The following is a 17,316-nucleotide window of genomic DNA, read 5'->3' on the forward strand; positions in this document are numbered from 1 at the left end:
CGCTATGCGTCCCAGGTGACCGGGAGGCTGTGCACGCCGTAGATCAGCATGTCGGTGCGCAGCGGCACCTCCTCGGGCGGTACGGCCAGGCGGAGGGTCGGGAAGCGGTCGAACAGCGCGGGGTAGCCGACCCGCATCTCGATGCGCGCCAGTTGCTGGCCGATGCACTGGTGGATGCCGTGGCCGAAGGCCACATGCCCGCTCGCCGACCGGTGCAGGTCGAGGGTGTCGGGGTGGGGGAACCGGTCGGGGTCGCGGTTGGCCGCCGGCACCGAGACGGTGACCGTCTGACCTTCCTTGATCACCTGCCCGCCCAGCTCGACGTCCTCAAGCGCCACCCGCACTGTGCAGGGGATGATGCTCAGATAGCGCAGCAGCTCCTCGACGGCCTCGTCGACGCCGTCCGGGTCGGCGCGCAGGACGGCCAGCTGGTCGGGGTGGCGCAGCAGGGCGAAGGCGCCCAGCGAGAGCATGTTCGCGGTGGTCTCGTGCCCGGCGCCCAGCAGCGTGAAGCCGATGTTGGTGAGCTCCTCGTCGGTGAGCGGGCCGGCGGTCAGGCCGCTGAGCAGGTCGTCGGTGGGCTTGGCGCGCTTGGCGAGCACCAACTCCCCCATGAACTCGCGCAGCGCGGTGTAGGCGGCGAACATCTCCTGCGGGGAGTTGTCCAGGCGCATCAGCGCGGTCGACTGCTCCTGGAACAGCTCCCGGTCCGAGTAGGGCACCCCGAGCAGCTCGCAGATCACCAGCGAGGGGATGGGCAGCGCGAACGCCTCCATCAGGTCGACCGGCGGACCGTGGCGCTCCATGGCGTCCAGGTGATCGGCGGTGATCTCCTCGATGCGTCCGGTGAGCCGGCGCATGCGGCGGACGGTGAACTGCCCGGTGAGCAGGTGCCGGTACCGGGTGTGCTCAGGGGGGTCGGTCTGGGTGAAGATCCCTGGCGGAGCCGGCCGGCGCTCGGCGGTGGCGGTCGGCCCGGGCAGCGGGAAGTGCAGGAGCTCGGCCCTGGCGCTGAAGCGGGGGTCGGCCAGGACCGCGCGGGTCAGGGCGTGGCTGGTCACGAGCCAGCCCACGTGCCCGTCGGGGAAGAGCATCGGGCTGACCGGGTGCTTCTCGCGTAGCTCGGTCAGCTCCGGGGGCGGATCGAACGGGCAGCCCGGAGCGCGCGTGGTCGGCAGCGGCGCGGCCGAGGGGAGTGGCGTGGTCATGTCGGTTCCTTCCGGCCGGGGTGGTCGCCGTCGATCTCCCCGGTCATCGTCCAGCACCTTCACTTTCGGTAAAAGGCTACGTTGCGTTCAATATTTGGTCAATTCAATGACTGGCTGATTCTGCGTACAGGCAGGTAAAAATCACCTTTTGTTGCAATGAGACTCAAAGCAAATGCAATGCGGAATAGGTCGCCTGTTGCAATGTGCTGCGCGTGAACGCACAATCTCCACACGGGACGATCGACCAGTGGGAGGCGAGCGCGCATGCCGGGAGGCCGGCTGACCTACGAGGACCGCCAGCACATCGCGTCGGGGCTGGCCGAGGGGCTCCAGTACGCCGAGATCGCCAGACGACTTCGGCGGCCGACCTCGACGGTCAGCCGTGAGGTGACCCGCAACGGTGGACACGACGGCTACCGGGCCGATCACGCGCAGCAGGAGACCGGCCGGCGCGCCCGCCGGGGCAAGCCTGCCCCATCTACAGCCGGGTCTCCAGCGCCGCCGAGCGCCGCCGACACGTACGGCCGTGACCGTGACGCGGTGCACGGCTTCGAGGAGCGGTTCACGGCGATGATGGTCCAGACGGGGCTCCCGAGGATGCCGGCCAGGGTGCTCGCCTGCCTGATCACCGACGACGTCGCCAGCCTCACCGCCGCCGAGCTGGTGCGGCGGTTGCGCGTCAGCCCGGCGTCGGTGTCCAAGGCCGTCGGCTACCTCGAACAGCTGGGCGTGGTCAGGCGCGAGCGCGACGCCCGGCGGCGGCGCGAGCGGTATCTCATCGACGAGGACGTCTGGTACCGCGCCAGCGTGAGGGAGGTGCAGGTGTGCGCGATGTGGGCGGACGCCGCCCGGCAGGGGGCCGAGGTGCTCGGCGCCACCACCCCGGCCGGCACCCGGCTGGACCAGATGAGCCGGTTCTTCGGCTTCGTCGGCCGCGACATGGCCCAGGCGGCCGAGCACTGGCGGGAGGTCTTCACCTCCCAGCGCTCCGGCCGCCCGGACCATGCGTGACGAGCCGAGGGGTCAGTCGCTCGCCAGCGAGCCGACGATGGAGGCGCGGGCGGCGCGGCGGCCCGGAAGGACGGCCGCGAGCACCCCTGCCAGGCCGGACAGGGCGACGAAGAGGAGCACCTGCGTCACCGGGACCCGGAAGTGGATGTCGTCCACGATCGTCCGGGTGGCCGCCCAGCCGAACGTGACGCCCAACGCCACGCCGACGATCGCCCCCATGACGCCGAGGATCAGCGCCTCCACCGACAGCATCCGCCGCAACTGCGGCCGGGTCAGGCCAAGGGCTCTGAGCAGCGCCGACTCCCGGGTCCGTTCGTACACCGACAGGCTCAGCGTGTTGGCGATGCCCAGCAGCGAGATGAGGATCGCCAGCCCGAGCAGCCCGGCGATGATCATGAGCATCATGTCCAGCGCCTCGTCGAACTGGCTCCTGACCTCGGTCGAGCTGAGGACCTTGGCGGTCGGGTACGGCTGCGCCGCCGCCTCGACGACCTTCCTGGAGACGTCCGGGGTCACGCCGTCCTTGGCGTTCACGAGAATGCGGACGTCGCCGAGCCGGCCGAAGTAGCTCTCGAAGGCACGGTCCGGTACGGTGACGTCCGGCAGCGACCCCGTGTCACCGTCGAGGATCCCGAGCACCGTGACCGTGACCGTGCCCGCCTTGGGCGTGGCCAGCGTGACCGAATCGCCCGGTGCGATCCCGAGGTCCCTGGCGACGTAGGTGGACACCAGCGCGGACCCGGTCGTGAAGCCGTGCATGGATCCCTGCTTCAGCGCGGGCGTGTACGGCCCACTGAACGTGCCGACCGGGATCTTCTCGCCCCCCTGGCCCACTTTGGCGTCCGCCTCCCGGATCTGCACCACCGAGGCCAGCTCGGGCCTCGTACGGAGATCGGTGGCCAGGGCTCGCGGGAGAGCCGACTCGCTGGAACCGCCGGCCTGCGCGGAGAGCATGTAGTCGACCGGGAACTGCTCGTCGAGCCGTGCCGTGTACGTCGCGCGGGTGGTCGCGGTGATGACCGAGATCAGCGTCATCAGCGTCACCCCGATCGTCAGCGCGACCGTCGTCGTGGCCGAACGCCTCGGGTTGCGCCGGGAGTTGTCCATCGCGAGCTTGCCGGGAACGCCGAACAGCCTGGCGGGCGCCCAGCCCGCGAAAGCGCTCAGCGGCTTGACGATGACCGGACCGAGGATCAGCACCGCGCAGAAGGTCAGCACGCCGCCGGCCATGACGATGTAGAGCGCCGCCGGCCCGGACTTCATCGTGACTCCGGCCACGGTCGCTCCCGCGCCGCCCAGCAGGAACAGAGCGGCGAACACCATCCGCACGACGCCGGTCCTGAACGTGTGGTCGTCGGTCTGGGTCCGCAGGGCCGCGATCGGGGCGACCTTGGTGGCCGTGCGCGCGGGCATCAGCGCGGCACCGACGGTGACGACCAGGCCGATGGCGAGGGCGAGCGCGATGGTGCGCGGCGCAAGCGAGACACCGCCCGAGGGCAGCTCCTGTCCCGTCGCGTTCAGCACGGCGAGCGCCCCGGCGCCGAGGCCGAGCCCGGTCAGCAGGCCGAGAGCCGAGGAGATGAGGCCGACCGCCACCGACTCCAGGAGGATGGAACCGAAGACCTGGCTGCGGGTGGCGCCGATGCAGCGAAGGAGCGCCATCTCCCTGGTGCGCTGAGCGACCAGGATGTTGAACGTGTTGTAGATGACAAGCGCCGCGACGAGCATCGCGACCAGGCCGAACATCAGCAGCCCCAGGGTGATGAAGTCCATGTCGGCGCCGCTGGCCCTGGTCAGTTCCCTGGCGAACTCGTCCCCGGTCCAGGCCCTGAACTTCGTGCCGGTGAGCGCCGAGGAGATCGCGGCCTTCAGGCTCTCGGGCGTCGTACCGTCCGCCGCCGCGACGTCGATCTCGGTGAAGCCCTTCTCCCCGGTCATGGCCTGCGCCGTGGCCGAGGTGAACCCGACAGCGCCCGTGTAGGCGAGCTGCTGGTCCACGCCCACGTCGAAGAGCCCGACCAGCTGGAAGGTGTGCGGCTTGCCGTGGACGTCCAGCACCGAGACGGTGTCTCCGGGCGTGAAGCCCCGGGTCTTGGCCGTGTTCTTGTCGATGACGACCTGGTCGCCGGTGGTGGGGGCGGTTCCGGAGGTGATCGCCGTGCGGCTCAGCCTGCCGGTGACCACGGAGACGCCGGTGGTCGGGATGTCGCCGACCGCCTTGCCGTCCTTGCCGATCAGCGCGGCCTCGCCCTGCACCAGGCCCTGCGCCTCGGCGACGCCGGTGACGCCCCGGACCTTGGCCAGGTCGTCCGCGAGCAGCCGGGCGGGCTTGTCACCACCGGAGTCGGAGGGAAGCACCGCCACGTCCACCTTGTCGGCGGAGGCGGCGATCTGCTGGGAGAAGCCCGCCTGGATCGTGTCGGTGAGCACGAACGTGCCCGCGATGAAGCCCACCCCCAGCGTGATCGCCAGTGAGGTGAGCAGGAGCCGTAGCTTGTGAGCGCGCAGCCCCGCCAGAGTGGTGCGGAACACCTCAGCCCTCCAGCTTCATCAGCGTGTCGAGCACGGTCTGCGGGGACGGCTGCGCCAGCTCGGTCACCAGCAGGCCGTCGCGCAGGAACACCACGCGGTCGGCGTACGAGGCGGCGACGGGGTCGTGGGTCACCATGACGATGGTCTGGCCGAGCTCCCGTACGGAGGTGCGCAGGAAGGAGAGCACCTCCGCGCCGCTGCGCGAGTCCAGGTTGCCGGTCGGCTCGTCCGCGAAGATGACCTGGGGCTTGCTGATGAGCGCCCGGGCGACCGCGACGCGCTGCTGCTGGCCGCCCGACAGCTCGCTCGGCTTGTGCCTGAGCCGGTCGCGCAGCCCAACGGTGCGGATCACCATGTCGAACAGCTGCTGGTCGGCCTGGCGGCCGGCGATGTCCAGCGGCAGGCGGATGTTCTGCTCGGCGGTCAGCGTCGGGAGCAGGTTGAAGGCCTGGAAGATGAAGCCGACCCGCTCGCGCCGCAGCAGAGTGAGCTGCTTGTCGCTCAGCCGGGTGATCTCGATGTCGCCGATGCGGACCTCGCCTTCCGTGACGGTGTCCAGCCCCGCCAGGCAGTGCATCAGCGTCGACTTCCCCGAGCCCGACGGACCCATGATCGCGGTGAAGGCACCGGTGTCGAATCCGACGTCGACCCCGCTCAGCGCGCGCACGGCGGCGTCGCCCTCGCCGTACACCTTGGTCACTCCTCTGGCGACGACGGCCGCGGGCGCGGTCCGGCGGACGGCTTCCTCTCCGGTGACGGTCACGTGTGGCTCCTCAAGCGGTAAACAGGTGAAATGCGGAAACTCTCCGCGAGATCAACGCTATTGCCGCGCGGGCCGCGAACCATGAGCCCTGGGAACGGACTTCGGGTACGCCCTGGGAGGGGTGGCGCGGGCCGGGTGCGACTGCTGAGGTAGGCGTGACTCAGCCTTTCGGCCGACCCCGGCCCACGGGGCTATCGCTCGTCGCCCTCGCGGAACGGGGTGATCAGCCCGGTCTCGTACGCGTACACCACCACTTGGGCGCGGTGGCGCACGCCCAGCTTGGCCAGCACCCGGCCGAGATGCGTCTTGACCGTGGCCTCCGCCAGAGTGAGCCGCTCCGCGATCTCCGCGTTGGACAGCCCACGCCCGACCAGCACCAGGACCTCGCGCTCGCGGGCGGTGAGCTGGCGCAGGCCTTCCGGCTCCGCCGTCTGCGCGCTGGGCAGGTGGGCGGTGAACCGCCGCAGCAGCCGCCTGGTCGTGCTGGGCGCCACCACGGCGTCCCCCGCGTGCACGGAATGGATCGCGCTGATGAGGTCGGACGGCGGCACGTCCTTCAGCAGGAAACCCGACGCCCCCGCCTTGAGCGCCGTGAAGGCGTACTCGTCGAGGTCGAAGGTCGTCAGGATGAGCACCCTGGGCGGGTCGGGCATGGCCAGGATCAGCCGGGTCGCCTCGACGCCGTCCATGCGGGGCATGCGCACGTCCATCAGGACGACGTCGGCCCGTACGGAACCGAGCAACCGCACGGCGGCGGCCCCGTCGGCGGCTTCTCCGACGACGTCGATGTCCGGCTGGGCCCCGAGGACCATGCGGAATCCGGCCCGTACGAGCTCCTGGTCGTCGACCAGCACCACCCTGACGTTCACGCGGCCCTGCTCACCGGTAGCCGTACGGTCACCTGGAAACCTCCTCCGGGGCAGGGGGAGGCGTGCACGCTTCCGTCGTACATCGCGACGCGCTCGCGCATGCCGATCAGCCCGTGCCCGTCGATGCTCCGGGGCGCCGCCGCGCCCCGCCCGTCGTCGACCACCCGCAAAGTGATGTCCTGCGGACCGTACTCCATCTCGACCCGGGCACGGGCATCCGGCCCCCCGTGCTTGAGGGCGTTGGTCAGGGCCTCCTGGACGATGCGGTAGATCACCAGTTGCTCGCCCTCCGGCAGGTCGCGGGGGGGGCCGCTCACCGTGAACTCCACCGGCAGGCCCGACTGGCGGATGTGCGCCATCAGCTCGTCGAGGTCCGCCACGCCCGGCTGGGGCGCGTAGTCCTCCTCGCCCGCGTCGTCCTGCCTCAGCACCCCGACCAGGCGGCGCATCTCGGCGAGCGCCTGCCGTCCGGTGCTGGAGATGGTCTGTACGGCCCGGCGTGCCTGTTCGGGGTCGCTGTCGATGGTGTAGCCCGCGCCGTCGGCCTGGACGATCATCACGCTCACGTTGTGGGCCACCACGTCGTGCAGCTCGCGGGCGATCCGTGCCCGCTCGGCCGCCGTGGCGATGCGGGCCTGTTGGTCGCGCTCGTGCTCGGCGCGTTCGGCCCGTTCCTCCAGGCTTTCGAGGTAGCGCCGCCGGGTGTTGGCGTAGATGCCGCCGATCCAGGGAGCGACCACGAACAGCGAGCCGGAGGCGAAGGCCAGGAGGCTCGGCTCACCCCAGCGCGCCATCACCATCCACATGCCCAGTTCGGCGACGGCCCCGGCGGCGAGGGCCCAGCCCAGGGGACGGTACGCCGCGACGCCGTACATCGCGATCAGGACCGAGACGTCGGCGGGGACCGGTTCGAGCGGGGCCAGCCACTGGGCGAAGGCGATCAGCGCGATGGCGGCGAACACGTGGACAGGCCGGCTCCGCCGCCAGGCGAGCGGGGCGACGAGCATGGCTGACAGAGCCAGATATCCCGGAATGCCGAGGGCGATGGTGCCCGGCGGATGACCGGTCCGGTCGTAGTTGGCGGTCGACACGAGGCACAGGACGAAGAGCGGTGCCATGACGAGGACGTCCACGAGCCTGCCGTGGCGGGATCCCCATGCGCGCACTCTGCCGAACACGGATCCAACCCTACGTTCGCGCAGTTCACGTCCCTTCCCTCTGGAGAGGGATCTGGTCCTACGACCCAGGTCGTATGCGGCTCGGAACCGACAAATGGCTTACACCGGTCTTACGGCTCGTAAGGGATAGTTCTTTTGGGAGCACCTCCGGGTGAGTAAAGGGAGACAGTGATGCCGGGGTACAAAGACGACGGGTCGCGTGGCAGGGGGGAAAGCCACGCGACCCCGAGGCCCCAGACCGTCTCCCCTTCCCGCGCCTGACGCCCCATGCCCAGCGGGCCGATCGCGATCGAGCCGCCTCCATCGCAATGGAGGCGGCTCTCGTTGTGCTCGGATGAGGCTCCGGCTGTCGCGGTGGGGTCGGTGGGATTCGAACCCACACTGTCAGGTACCTAAAACCTGTGCCTCCTGCCATTGGGCTACGACCCCATGCCTGTACGGCTTGCGCCATCTTAGTTGAGCGCGGGGCGACAGCCGTACCTATTAAGCGAGGCCCAGATCTTTGCGCAGACGCGCGACGTGACCCGTGGCCTTCACGTTGTACAGAGCCTTCTCGATCTTGCCGTCGGCGTCGATGACGAACGTCGACCGCAGCACCCCGACCGTCGTCCTGCCGTACATCGTCTTCTCACCGTAGGCGCCGTACGCCTGGTGGACCGCGAGGTCGGGGTCGGACAGCAGCGGGAACGTCAGCGCGTCGCGCTCGGTGAACTTCGCCAGCTTCTGCGGGGTGTCCTTCGACACGCCGAGCACGGTGATGCCGGCCGCGGCCAGGCTGTCGAGGCTGTCGCGGAAGTCGCAAGCCTGCTTCGTGCACCCAGGCGTCATCGCGGCGGGGTAGAAGTAGAGGATGACCCGCTTGCCACGGAAGGATTCCAGGCTGGTGCCCGTGCCCTCGGCGTCGGGCAGGGTGAAGTCGGGCGCGGCGTCGCCGGGTTCGAGTCTCGTCTGCGTCACGGAGACAACCTACCGGCACGCCCACCGTGCCGCGTGGACACACGACCTGACAGACTGATCGCTGCGAACGTGGCGGCGAGCCGGGCGAGGGAGGCTCGCCCGGGAGGAAGCGAAGGGGATCGTCATGGCGGACACCGATCCCGAGGCGCTCGAGAAGAACATCGAGCGCACCCGGGCGGAGCTGGCTGTAACCGTGGATGCCATCGTCGATCGCGTCAGCCCCAAGCGGGTCGCCGGGCGCGGCGTGGCCAAGGCCAGGGCCAACGCCGAGCACCTGGTCGCGGCGGCACGCGACATGGCCTTCGGCGTGGCCTACCCGGCGAAGTTCGCCGAGCCCGGGGCGTACGGCGAGGACGAGGGCTGGCACGATGACTTCCCTCCGAGGAGCCTCGCGCCGATCCTCATCGGCGTGGGCGCGGTCGTCGTGGTGGGTGCCGCGATAGCCCTCTGGCGTCGCCGCCGCTGACCCGCGCCGCAGGTCAGAGGAACGCCTTGCCCTCGCCCCGGTAGGTCGGCACCGTCTCCACCACGCGGTCGCCCTCGACCAGGTGGAGCGCGTCGAAGCGCTCGCAGAGCTCTCCGGCCTTGGCGTGGCGGAACCACACCCGGTCGCCGATCCTCAGGTCGTGGGCCGCCTGGCCGAGCAGGGGGGTCTGCACCTCGCCCGCGCCCTCCCGCGCGTCGTACCGCAGCCCGGCCGGAAGATACGGCTGGGGAAGCCGGGACGCGCCCGCCGAGCCGGAGGCATGGTAGCCGCCGCCCAGCACGGTGACCACTCCGTCGACGGGCCTACGCACGACGGGGAGCGCGAACAGCGCCGCGGGCCGGCCGGTGAAGCCCCTGTAGAAGTCGAACAGACGCGGGTGGAAGAACCCCGATCCGGCCGCGACCTCGGTGACCGCCTTCTCGCGTGACGTCTTCTCGACCGACCCCGTGCCGCCGCCGTTGACGAACTCCAGGTCGGTGACCTGCCGGACGGCCTCGGCGATGCGTCCCCTGCGGACGATCAGCTCGCGCTGCGACCGGGCCTGCATCCACCGGATCACCTGGCCGTACGGGCCCGGCACCCGGTCGCCCACGCCCGCGATCTGGGCCTCGTAGGCCATCAGCCCGACCATCCGGAACCCCGGGCGTTTGGCTATCTCGGCGGCCAGCTCGGCCGCCTGCTCCGGCTCCCTGACCGAGGAGCGCAGCACTCCGGCACGCAGCTTGCCTGCGAGCGCGGTGAACGCCGCATCAATATCCAGACATATACGGATCTCGTGGCGGGGCGGCACGCCGTCGACCGCTTCGTCGATGGCGTCCAGATGCTCGGGGCAGTCGACCATCAGCGTGATCTCCCGGGCCGCCCGCGCGTCCCCCGCCAACTCGGCCAGCGCCCTCCTGTCCGTTGTCGGGTAGGCGACCAGGATGTCGGAGAACCCCTCGGAGGCGAGCCAGAGAGCCTCGGGGAGGGTGAAGCCCATGACCCCGGCGAAGCCGTCCATCTCCAGCGCGCGCCGGAGGACGGCCCGGCAGCGGATCGACTTGCTGGCGACCCTGATCGGCTTGCCCCGCGCCCTGCGGGCCATCGCGGCGCCGTTGGACCGGAGCGCGTCCAGGTCGAGGATGGCGAACGGGGGATCGAGATCCGCGGTGGCCCGGTCATAGCGCTGGCGGTCGTCCATGACCGAAGCTTAATCCGCCCTCATAGATGAGCATAGTTCACGTTAGGTGGCTTCCCGGGGATCACTCCGTGCCTGATGAAGCGTTCGCTTCGCCCGGTGCCGCCGATGTGGGCTGTATGGCGGCCGGTGCCGGGGGGTTCGCGGCCCTGCGGCGTCCGGCGGGACGCCTGACGCGACGCAGGCCCTCGAACGTGAGACCCGCCGCCATGCACGCGACCGGTACGACGGGCACGACGTACCGGTGGTCGAACGCGGCGATCAGCGGGGGCAGGACGAGCAGCGTCACGGCCACCGCCCACGGCAGGAGCACCGGGCCGCCCAGCCGCCGCCAGCGCATGAGCACTCCGAACAGGCCCACGAGCATGATCATCGCGAGCAGCGGGCCCCGCACATAGCCCTGCTCCTGGTAGGCGCGCAGCCAGCCGGCATAGGGCTCGGCGATCACCGTGTCGCCGCTGCGGCCCTGGTAGGCCGAGGTCAGCTCGGGCGCGGTGCGGCCAGAGGAGGCGATCTTGTCGGTGAACGGTTTCACCGAGTCGGGGAAGACGTACGCGCTCTGCGGGCCGGGGGTGGGATAGACCCTGCGGGTCCACTCGAAGCCCCACAGGGCGTCCTTGACGCCGGTGAGCACGAAGTCGATCGGCTGCGCCATGATCGCCTCAGTGGAGAACCGGCCCGCGAGCCGCTCGCGGTCGGCGTCCTTGCGGACCTTGGCGAGCGGCGACCTCGCATCCCAGATGTAGACCGGGGGCGCGGGGCGCCGGCCCACGGGTTCGGTGGGACAGAGCACCTTCTCGTCGCCTGCCGGTCGTATCTTCGCGCAGTCGGCGAACGTCATGGTGCGCGCCCAGAGCCAGACGTTGCTCTGGCCGAGGCCGTAGCTTCCGTGCTCGCTGTGGAACCAGACCGCGTACCCTCCGATGCCCACGGCGCCCGCGAGCGCGGCGGCGAGCAGGGCCCGCCACCCCGCCCGCGCGATCAGCATCCAGACGAGCGCGATGACCAGCACGGGCAGGCCGACGGTGCGGGTGGAGGTGGCGGCCACCAGCAGCAGGCCGGCGGCCACGGCCGTCCACACGGCCGTCCCTGCCGTCGCCCCCACCGTTGTCCCTGCTGCTGTCCCTGCCGCCGTTCCCACCGCCGGACGCTCGCGCCAGAGCAGCACGGTCACCGCCGCCGTCACCAGGAAGGTGAACAGCAGGTCGGCCATGATCAGGTGCTCAAGCTGGATCAGGTGGGTGTCGAGCAGCACCGGGACGGCCGCCAGGGTCGCGCCGCAGCCCGGCAGCCGGGCGCGGCGGCGGAGCAGGGCGTAGACGCAGACCGCCATGCCCAGCCCGAGCAGGTGCTGGACGACGACGACCGCGCCGAAGCTCTCCAGTGGCCGCAGCGCCCACAGAAACAGGGAGTACCCGGAGGGGCGCGAATCCAGCGGCTGAGGATCGAGTGCCGCCTTGACGTAGACGAACGAGTCGGCCCAGAACCAGAGTGCCGGACGGTACCCGAGGACGGCGACCAGCCTCAGCAGAGCCCCGGTCGCCAGCGCGAGCAGGAAGACCCAGTGGGCCCGCGCGAACGCCTTCACGGACGGACGTGAGGAGCGGGGGTCGGGTGCCTCCGTGGCAGTGGGGGCGACCGTGTTCGGAGCCGTGCCCGGCAGCACCGGAACCTCCTCGGGGGCGACGACGGGGTTTCATGCTAGGTGCCCCCGCAACCCCCCGCACCCGTTGTCCACACCCTCCCAGGGAACCCACATCCCACAGGACCCTCCCCTGGCCGGTCCTGCCCCTCGGTCTCGCCTCGGCGTGTCCTCTCGCTGGGTCACGTCTCGGCCGGCCTGCCGTCCGGTCCCGTCTTTGACCGGCCCAGCTCATTGGAACTCACCTCGACCGGCCATCTCAGGGCGTCGCCGACATCCGTGGTCGGCGGCTCCACCGGCCCCTTCCAGTCGATCGGAGCGGGAGACTAGGTTGACATCGGCGCTCATTGTAGAGAGCATTGCTCTCGATATAGAGCGCGTGAATGGAAGCTCCCACCCCTCCCGATAGGAACGACACTCGTGAACGTCTCCGCCCCCGCACTTCCCCGTCCCCGCATGGGGGCCGCGGCCCTCGCGGTCGCCGGCGTCCTGTTCCTCGCCTATCCCTTGGTGCGGCCGTACTCCGACGAGTCGTCCCTGGCAGGTGCGGTGGCGATGGCCTCGTCGGCCTGGATCGCGTCCCATCTGTTCGCCGTCGTCGGGTTCGTCCTGCTCACGCTGGGACTGCTGGCACTCCATCTGGTGCTGAACCAGCGCCGCACTCTTCACGCGCTCGTGGTGACGTGGATCGGCGCGGGACTGACCCTTCCCTACTACGGTGCCGAAGTCTTCGGCGCGAACGTCATCGGTCACCGAGCTGTCCAGGACGGCAGCGCATCACTGCTGCGACTCGTCGAAGAATTCCGTTACCTTCCCGCGGCGATCACCTTGTTCGGGGCCGGACTCGTGCTGCTGGCCGTCGGCGTGACGATGGCCGCCGTCGCGATCTGGCGCTCGGGCACGCTGGCACGTTGGAGCGCCGTGCCCCTCGCCGCCGGGTTCGCCCTGTTCCTCCCGCAGTTCTTCGCCCCGCCCGCGCTCCGCATCGCGCACGGCGCGCTGATCGCGATCGGCGGCGTCCGGCTCGGCCTTGAACTGCTGCGCACGCGGTAGCGCGGGCGCATCCGGTCAGGTGTGAGCGAAGGTGCGGCGGTACCGGCTCGGGGCTGTGCCGATGATTCGGGTGAAGTGGCGGCGGAGCATCGTCGCCGTGCCGAAGCCGCACCGTGTGGCCACCTGCTCGACAGACAGTTCGGTGGTCTCCAGTAGCCGCTGCGCCTCGGCGACGCGCTGCCTGATCAGCCATTGCGCGGGCGTGGTGCCGGTGAGCGCGACGAAGTTGCGGGCGAAGGTACGCGGCGCCGTACGGGCGTGTCTCGCCAGGTCGCTGACGGTGAGTGGCCGTTCGAGGTGGCCGCGGGCCCACTCCAGCGTGGTGGTGATGACCGACTTAGCGCTGGGCACCCGGGGCACCAGCCGTTCCACGAACTGCGCCTGGCCACCGTCGCGGTGGGCCGCGGTGACCATACGGCGGGCGATCGTGTTGGCCACGGCCGCGCCATGCGCCCTTCGGACCAGTTCCAGGCAGAGGTCGACCCCGCCGACCGTCCCGGCGGCGGTCCACACCCCGTCGTCCTCCATGAACAGCACATCCGGTACGACGAGTATGTCCGGATGGTCCCGGGCGAGCCGCTCGGTGAACCGCCAGTGGGTGACGGCCCGGCGGCCGTCGAGGATGCCCGCCGCCGCCAGCACGAACGCCCCCGCGCAGAGCGAGGCGACCGTCTTCCCAGCCGTACGCGCCGCGCGGAGCGCTTCGGCGATCTCATCCGGTACGGGGGCGCTGGGGTCCTCCCGGCCGGGTGCCAGGACCAGGTCCGCACCGGCCAGGCCGTCGAGGTCGTGCGTCGCCTCGACCAGCGCGCCCGGGTGCATCCGTACGGGCCGGCCGTCCGCCGAGCAGCGGCGCAGCTCGAAGGCGGGCACCCCGCCGTCCGTACGATCCATGCCCCAGACCTCGGCGATGACCGCGTAGTCGAAGGCCCGCATGTCGTCGTAGAGGAGGGTCGCCACGGTGCGCATGGCAGGAAAGTACCGCACAATGACATTTCTGCCGCTCGCATGCGTACGCCCGGCCGGGCGAGGCTTGGCGTCATGAGCGACATTCACATCGAGCAGAACGCCGCGCTGATCGTCATCGACGTGCAGAAGGCCTTCGAGGACGCGTACTGGGGGCGGCGGGACAACCCGGCGGCGGAGGAGAACATCGCGGCGCTGATCCGGGAGTGGGGCGCGCGGCGGCGCCCGGTCGTGGTGGTACGGCACGACTCGCGAACGCCGGGTTCACCGCTGGCACCCGGCACGCCGGGTAACGAACTGAAGGACCTCGTGGGGGAGGCCCTGGGACCTGACCAAGGGCACCTTCTGGTCACCAAGTCGGTCAACTCCGCGTTCTACGGGGAGCCGAACCTGCACGAATGGCTGAGCGACCGCGAGATCGGACAGATCGTCATCGTCGGCATCCAGACCAACATGTGCAACGAGACCACGGCCCGCATGGGCGGCAACCTCGGTTACCGGGTGCTGTACCCGATCGACGCCATGCACACCTTCGACGCCATCGGCCCCGACGGCGAGGTCGTCACGGCCGAGGAACTCACCCGCGCCACCGCCGCCAACCTCCACCACGGCGGCTTCGCGCAAGTCGTCCGCACCGCCGACCTCGTGAACGCGATGGCTTCGGGCTGACCTAGGGGCGGATCTTGCCGAGTAGCGAGTGGCGAGTGGCGCGCATGCCCAGACCATGGTTCGGGTGTCCGGCGCACTACGACGGAGTACCGCGATGATGCGCACGGTGAGCGTGACCCGGGATGGAATCCCTGTCGCACCGTCATGTCCGAGGGTGGGGTCGAGCAGCGTCTTCATGGTGCTGTTGGCTTTGGCTGCGCCCGAGGTAGGTGTAGGTCCAGCGGTCTTTTCCGGTGCGGCGGCGTTGGTAGCGGTCGGGGTGGCGGTAGCGGTCGCGGTTGTGGAACTGGCAGGCGGGTCCGAGGTTCTTGAGGTCGGTGGGTCCGCCGTGGGTCCAACTGTGGGCGTGGTCGATCTGGCACATGGTGGCGGGCAGCGGGCAGCCTTCGACCCAGCAGGTCGCGTATCGGGCGATGACCGCTCGGCGTTGGCTGGGGGTGGCGAGTCGTACTTTGCGCCCCATGTCCAGCACTTGGCCGTCGGCGTTCATCACGATTCGTATCAGGGTGGAGGTGCGGGCGAGCCGGTGGATGTCACCAGCGGGTAGCAGTTGCCCGGTGGCCGGCAGCATGGCGGGGAGGCTTCGATCGGCCCGCTGCCCGCACCTGCCGCACATATCATCGTCGGCCCCGGCAGGCCGTCGCCGGACACGCTGGGCAGGTTGTTCTTCCTCCACAGACCCGCCACACCCAGCAGAGTCCACATACCTCCGACTTCCAGCAGGCTCCGCATGGAAAGGTCCGGCCGGATCGGTAGGTGCGGGTTTGTACCTGGTTTTGGCGTGCCAGGTCTGCGGGTGCGGGGTGTCGCCGTCCTTCGCCTGCACGCTGCCCGCTGTCCGGGCGCCGTGAGCCTCTGACGACGGGTGGAGCGGGTCGTCGGGGAGGGAGGCGGCGTTGACCAGGATCAGCAGTTCGGTGGTGATCTGCTGCTCCAGCAGGGCGATGAAGGCGTCGGCGTTGCGGACGCGCAAGGGGCGGTCGTCGCCGTCGGTACGGGGCCGGGCGTAGGTGTCCAGCAGGGTCTTGAGCCGCGCGGCGGCCTCACGCGGGAGCTGGAACTCCCCTTCCATCCCACCGGTCGCGCTGGGGCGCACGATGAGGAACCGGGCGGCGTGATCGGCTTCGGCCTCGGTGGCGGTCGCGTCGGGGACGAGCACCTCGCGCAGGTAACGGCCCGCCTTGGCCACCTCGCCCGGACTCGCCTCATCGGCCAGGCTGACCAGGATCGGCTCGGCCACCTGCGTCTGCTCGTCGTTCAGGTGCGCGGTGGCCGCACAGATGGCCGACACCATCCCCTCGGGAAGGGTTCCCGAGGCGAACCGCTCCCGCACCACCGGCAGCCGCGCGAGCTCCGACGAGAGGCAGACCAGGTGCCCGGCGGCGGGCATGCTCATCCCGCACCCCGACCGCAACCACGTCTTGGTCGAGGCATGCCCCTGGGCCCTGGCCTCGCCCGACGCATGCACCCGCCCCACCCGGGCCGCGATCGCCGAGGTCAGCCGATCCCGGGCGAACACCAGATCCTCCACCTCTGCCGCGCAGATCGCCGGCGACTCCGGCACCGGCGCCACCGCCAACGCCTCCGCGGCCTCCCGCACCCGCCCTACCAGCACCCACGACGCCCGACCACCATCCCCACCATCCGCCGGGTCGCCGGCGTCCTCTGGGCCGCCGGCATCCGCCTGGTCGTCGGTACCAGTAGAGCCGTCCCCCACGCCACCGCGCTCTGGATCACCTAGATCCTGGCCATACGGCTCGCGGTCATGCGGGGTTGGAGGATTCGGGGCCCGGTCATGTGGGCCTGGGGTGTGCTGGTCTCGGTCGAGGAGGCTGGGGTCGGGAGAGTCCTCCTGCAGGGAGAAGTCGTGTGCGGTGGAGCCGTCGCTGGACCAACCGGAGGAACGCGCGACCGCCGCCGCCCACCACTCGGGGCCCAGGACACCCGGCCTGGATAGGTGTGATCGGCCACGCTCGGAGAAGTCCGTCACACCCCACCCCCAAGAGACTCGAACTCCTGTGCGAATGGTTTCACAAGTCGAACTCTTCCGCAACCCAATTCCCGTCCGCAATAGCCGGGCATTAAGTGCATTAAATCCAAATTGTCGCATCAGGGTTAACTGTCAAAATTGGTACCATCCGGCTTAGGCGGAGTAAGGTCATGGCCGTACTGAACGGGCGTTACCGGGGAGCGGTACCGGTCTGCCCACGTCGCCCGATCTAGTACGAACCACCGTCCTCGTGGGAACTTGCTTGGGGGCATTGGACCGGCCGGAACGCAACCCAATCCAGTTGAGCCACGGGCGGCGGGGCGTGAGGATTGGTGCCTACGAAATCGCCCGTAGAAGCGGCTCCGCAACGTACTTGATTCTCGCCGGCAGTCGTGCGTGAACACGAGCAGCGATCATTGGCCGGAGCGGATATCCTTCTGCGTCGTGTTCGTCCCGGTATTGCGTTCGCAGATCAGATCTGCGAACGCAATACCGGGATGGAAGAGGGCGGCCGCATTGAATAGAGGTAGGGGGTAAATGTGCCGTAGGCCGGTGGGAAATTATGGGTTGAGCAACTGTCGATACAGTTCATCGCATGGCAGGCCGCGACTGCCGCGTTCACGCAGGACACCCGGCGCCGTTCCGTTGTTCTGTATATCGCATACCTCCAGCTAAAGTCATCGACCCAGGAACATCCCTCCAAGTTCCTCCCGACCTAGTCGGGGATATAACGGAGCGCTTCGCGGTGCACCGGAACCACACCGTTCGGCACGCGGCGTCGCGGCGAGTGGTCGGCGTTCCCAACCGGCGTCAA

Annotated in this window: 14 protein-coding genes and 1 tRNA gene; 4 read left to right on the plus strand and 11 right to left on the minus strand. The window is 69.9% G+C overall.

From position 1 onward, the window contains the following. Positions 1 to 2: 2 nt before the first annotated feature. Positions 3 to 1,208, minus strand: a complete 1,206-nt coding sequence (locus ACGFIV_RS11055) for a cytochrome P450 (RefSeq protein ID WP_358557256.1) — start codon at positions 1,206 to 1,208, stop codon at positions 3 to 5. Positions 1,209 to 1,472: 264 nt separating this feature from the next. On the opposite strand from ACGFIV_RS11055, the gene ACGFIV_RS11060 reads away from it, so the two are divergent. Beyond that, positions 1,473 to 2,219 (plus strand): helix-turn-helix domain-containing protein, encoded by a 747-nt coding sequence (locus tag ACGFIV_RS11060; protein WP_358557259.1) that lies wholly within the window; start codon positions 1,473 to 1,475, stop codon positions 2,217 to 2,219. Positions 2,220 to 2,231: 12 nt separating this feature from the next. Here ACGFIV_RS11060 and ACGFIV_RS11065 read toward each other — a convergent pair whose 3' ends face one another. From ACGFIV_RS11065 to bcp, 6 genes are all read right to left on the minus strand, one after another. After that, positions 2,232 to 4,751 (minus strand): ABC transporter permease, encoded by a 2,520-nt coding sequence (locus tag ACGFIV_RS11065; RefSeq protein WP_392833990.1) that lies wholly within the window; start codon positions 4,749 to 4,751, stop codon positions 2,232 to 2,234. Between the two features lies 1 nt (position 4,752). After that, positions 4,753 to 5,514 (minus strand): ABC transporter ATP-binding protein, encoded by a 762-nt coding sequence (locus ACGFIV_RS11070; protein WP_392833993.1) that lies wholly within the window; start codon positions 5,512 to 5,514, stop codon positions 4,753 to 4,755. A gap of 191 nt (positions 5,515 to 5,705) precedes the next feature. Next, a complete protein-coding gene (locus ACGFIV_RS11075; RefSeq protein ID WP_358557268.1) occupies positions 5,706 to 6,383 on the minus strand; it encodes a response regulator transcription factor in 678 nt (225 codons plus the stop codon). Next, positions 6,380 to 7,561, minus strand: a complete 1,182-nt coding sequence (locus ACGFIV_RS11080; protein WP_392833996.1) for a sensor histidine kinase — start codon at positions 7,559 to 7,561, stop codon at positions 6,380 to 6,382. Before ACGFIV_RS11080 ends, ACGFIV_RS11075 begins: the two co-directional genes overlap by 4 nt. A gap of 355 nt (positions 7,562 to 7,916) precedes the next feature. Further along, positions 7,917 to 7,990: transfer RNA gene (locus ACGFIV_RS11085), tRNA-Leu, on the minus strand. Positions 7,991 to 8,044: 54 nt separating this feature from the next. Further along, on the minus strand, positions 8,045 to 8,518 hold the full coding sequence (bcp, locus tag ACGFIV_RS11090; RefSeq protein WP_358557273.1) for a thioredoxin-dependent thiol peroxidase: 474 nt from the start codon (positions 8,516 to 8,518) through the stop codon (positions 8,045 to 8,047). 124 nt (positions 8,519 to 8,642) lie between these two features. Here bcp and ACGFIV_RS11095 point away from each other — a divergent pair, with 124 nt between their 5' ends. After that, positions 8,643 to 8,984, plus strand: a complete 342-nt coding sequence (locus ACGFIV_RS11095) for a DUF3618 domain-containing protein (RefSeq protein WP_358557276.1) — start codon at positions 8,643 to 8,645, stop codon at positions 8,982 to 8,984. Between the two features lie 13 nt (positions 8,985 to 8,997). On the opposite strand, the gene ACGFIV_RS11100 is transcribed toward ACGFIV_RS11095, so the two are convergent. Both ACGFIV_RS11100 and ACGFIV_RS11105 read right to left on the minus strand, forming a co-directional pair. Continuing rightward, on the minus strand, positions 8,998 to 10,185 hold the full coding sequence (locus ACGFIV_RS11100; protein ID WP_358557278.1) for an amino acid deaminase/aldolase: 1,188 nt from the start codon (positions 10,183 to 10,185) through the stop codon (positions 8,998 to 9,000). Between the two features lie 61 nt (positions 10,186 to 10,246). Further along, positions 10,247 to 11,848 carry a hypothetical protein gene (locus ACGFIV_RS11105; RefSeq protein WP_358557281.1) on the minus strand — a complete coding sequence of 534 codons (1,602 nt, stop codon included), beginning with the start codon at positions 11,846 to 11,848 and terminating at the stop codon, positions 10,247 to 10,249. Positions 11,849 to 12,244: 396 nt separating this feature from the next. On the opposite strand from ACGFIV_RS11105, the gene ACGFIV_RS11110 reads away from it, so the two are divergent. Continuing rightward, complete coding sequence (locus ACGFIV_RS11110) at positions 12,245 to 12,877, plus strand: hypothetical protein (RefSeq protein WP_358557283.1); 633 nt, start codon at positions 12,245 to 12,247, stop codon at positions 12,875 to 12,877. 15 nt (positions 12,878 to 12,892) lie between these two features. On the opposite strand, the gene ACGFIV_RS11115 is transcribed toward ACGFIV_RS11110, so the two are convergent. After that, complete coding sequence (locus tag ACGFIV_RS11115) at positions 12,893 to 13,846, minus strand: helix-turn-helix domain-containing protein (protein WP_358557286.1); 954 nt, start codon at positions 13,844 to 13,846, stop codon at positions 12,893 to 12,895. Positions 13,847 to 13,918: 72 nt separating this feature from the next. On the opposite strand from ACGFIV_RS11115, the gene ACGFIV_RS11120 reads away from it, so the two are divergent. Next, positions 13,919 to 14,512, plus strand: coding sequence for an isochorismatase family protein (locus ACGFIV_RS11120; protein WP_392834004.1), 594 nt, complete (start codon positions 13,919 to 13,921; stop codon positions 14,510 to 14,512). Positions 14,513 to 14,654: 142 nt separating this feature from the next. On the opposite strand, the gene ACGFIV_RS11125 is transcribed toward ACGFIV_RS11120, so the two are convergent. Beyond that, a complete protein-coding gene (locus tag ACGFIV_RS11125; protein WP_358557291.1) occupies positions 14,655 to 16,127 on the minus strand; it encodes a DUF222 domain-containing protein in 1,473 nt (490 codons plus the stop codon). Positions 16,128 to 17,316 lie beyond the last annotated feature (1,189 nt).

This window comes from Sphaerisporangium sp. NPDC049003 (assembly GCF_043197795.1).
Classification (GTDB): Bacteria; Actinomycetota; Actinomycetes; order Streptosporangiales; family Streptosporangiaceae; genus Sphaerisporangium.

What these genes read in the sequence shown, in the direction of transcription:
- ACGFIV_RS11055 (WP_358557256.1), bottom strand. Translation starts at nt 1,208, where the DNA reads ATGACCACGCCACTCCCCTCGGCCGCGCCGCTGCCGACCACGCGCGCT.
- ACGFIV_RS11060 (WP_358557259.1), top strand. Translation starts at nt 1,473, where the DNA reads ATGCCGGGAGGCCGGCTGACCTACGAGGACCGCCAGCACATCGCGTCG.
- ACGFIV_RS11095 (WP_358557276.1), top strand. Translation starts at nt 8,643, where the DNA reads ATGGCGGACACCGATCCCGAGGCGCTCGAGAAGAACATCGAGCGCACC.
- ACGFIV_RS11100 (WP_358557278.1), bottom strand. Translation starts at nt 10,185, where the DNA reads ATGGACGACCGCCAGCGCTATGACCGGGCCACCGCGGATCTCGATCCC.
- ACGFIV_RS11115 (WP_358557286.1), bottom strand. Translation starts at nt 13,846, where the DNA reads ATGCGCACCGTGGCGACCCTCCTCTACGACGACATGCGGGCCTTCGAC.
- ACGFIV_RS11120 (WP_392834004.1), top strand. Translation starts at nt 13,919, where the DNA reads ATGAGCGACATTCACATCGAGCAGAACGCCGCGCTGATCGTCATCGAC.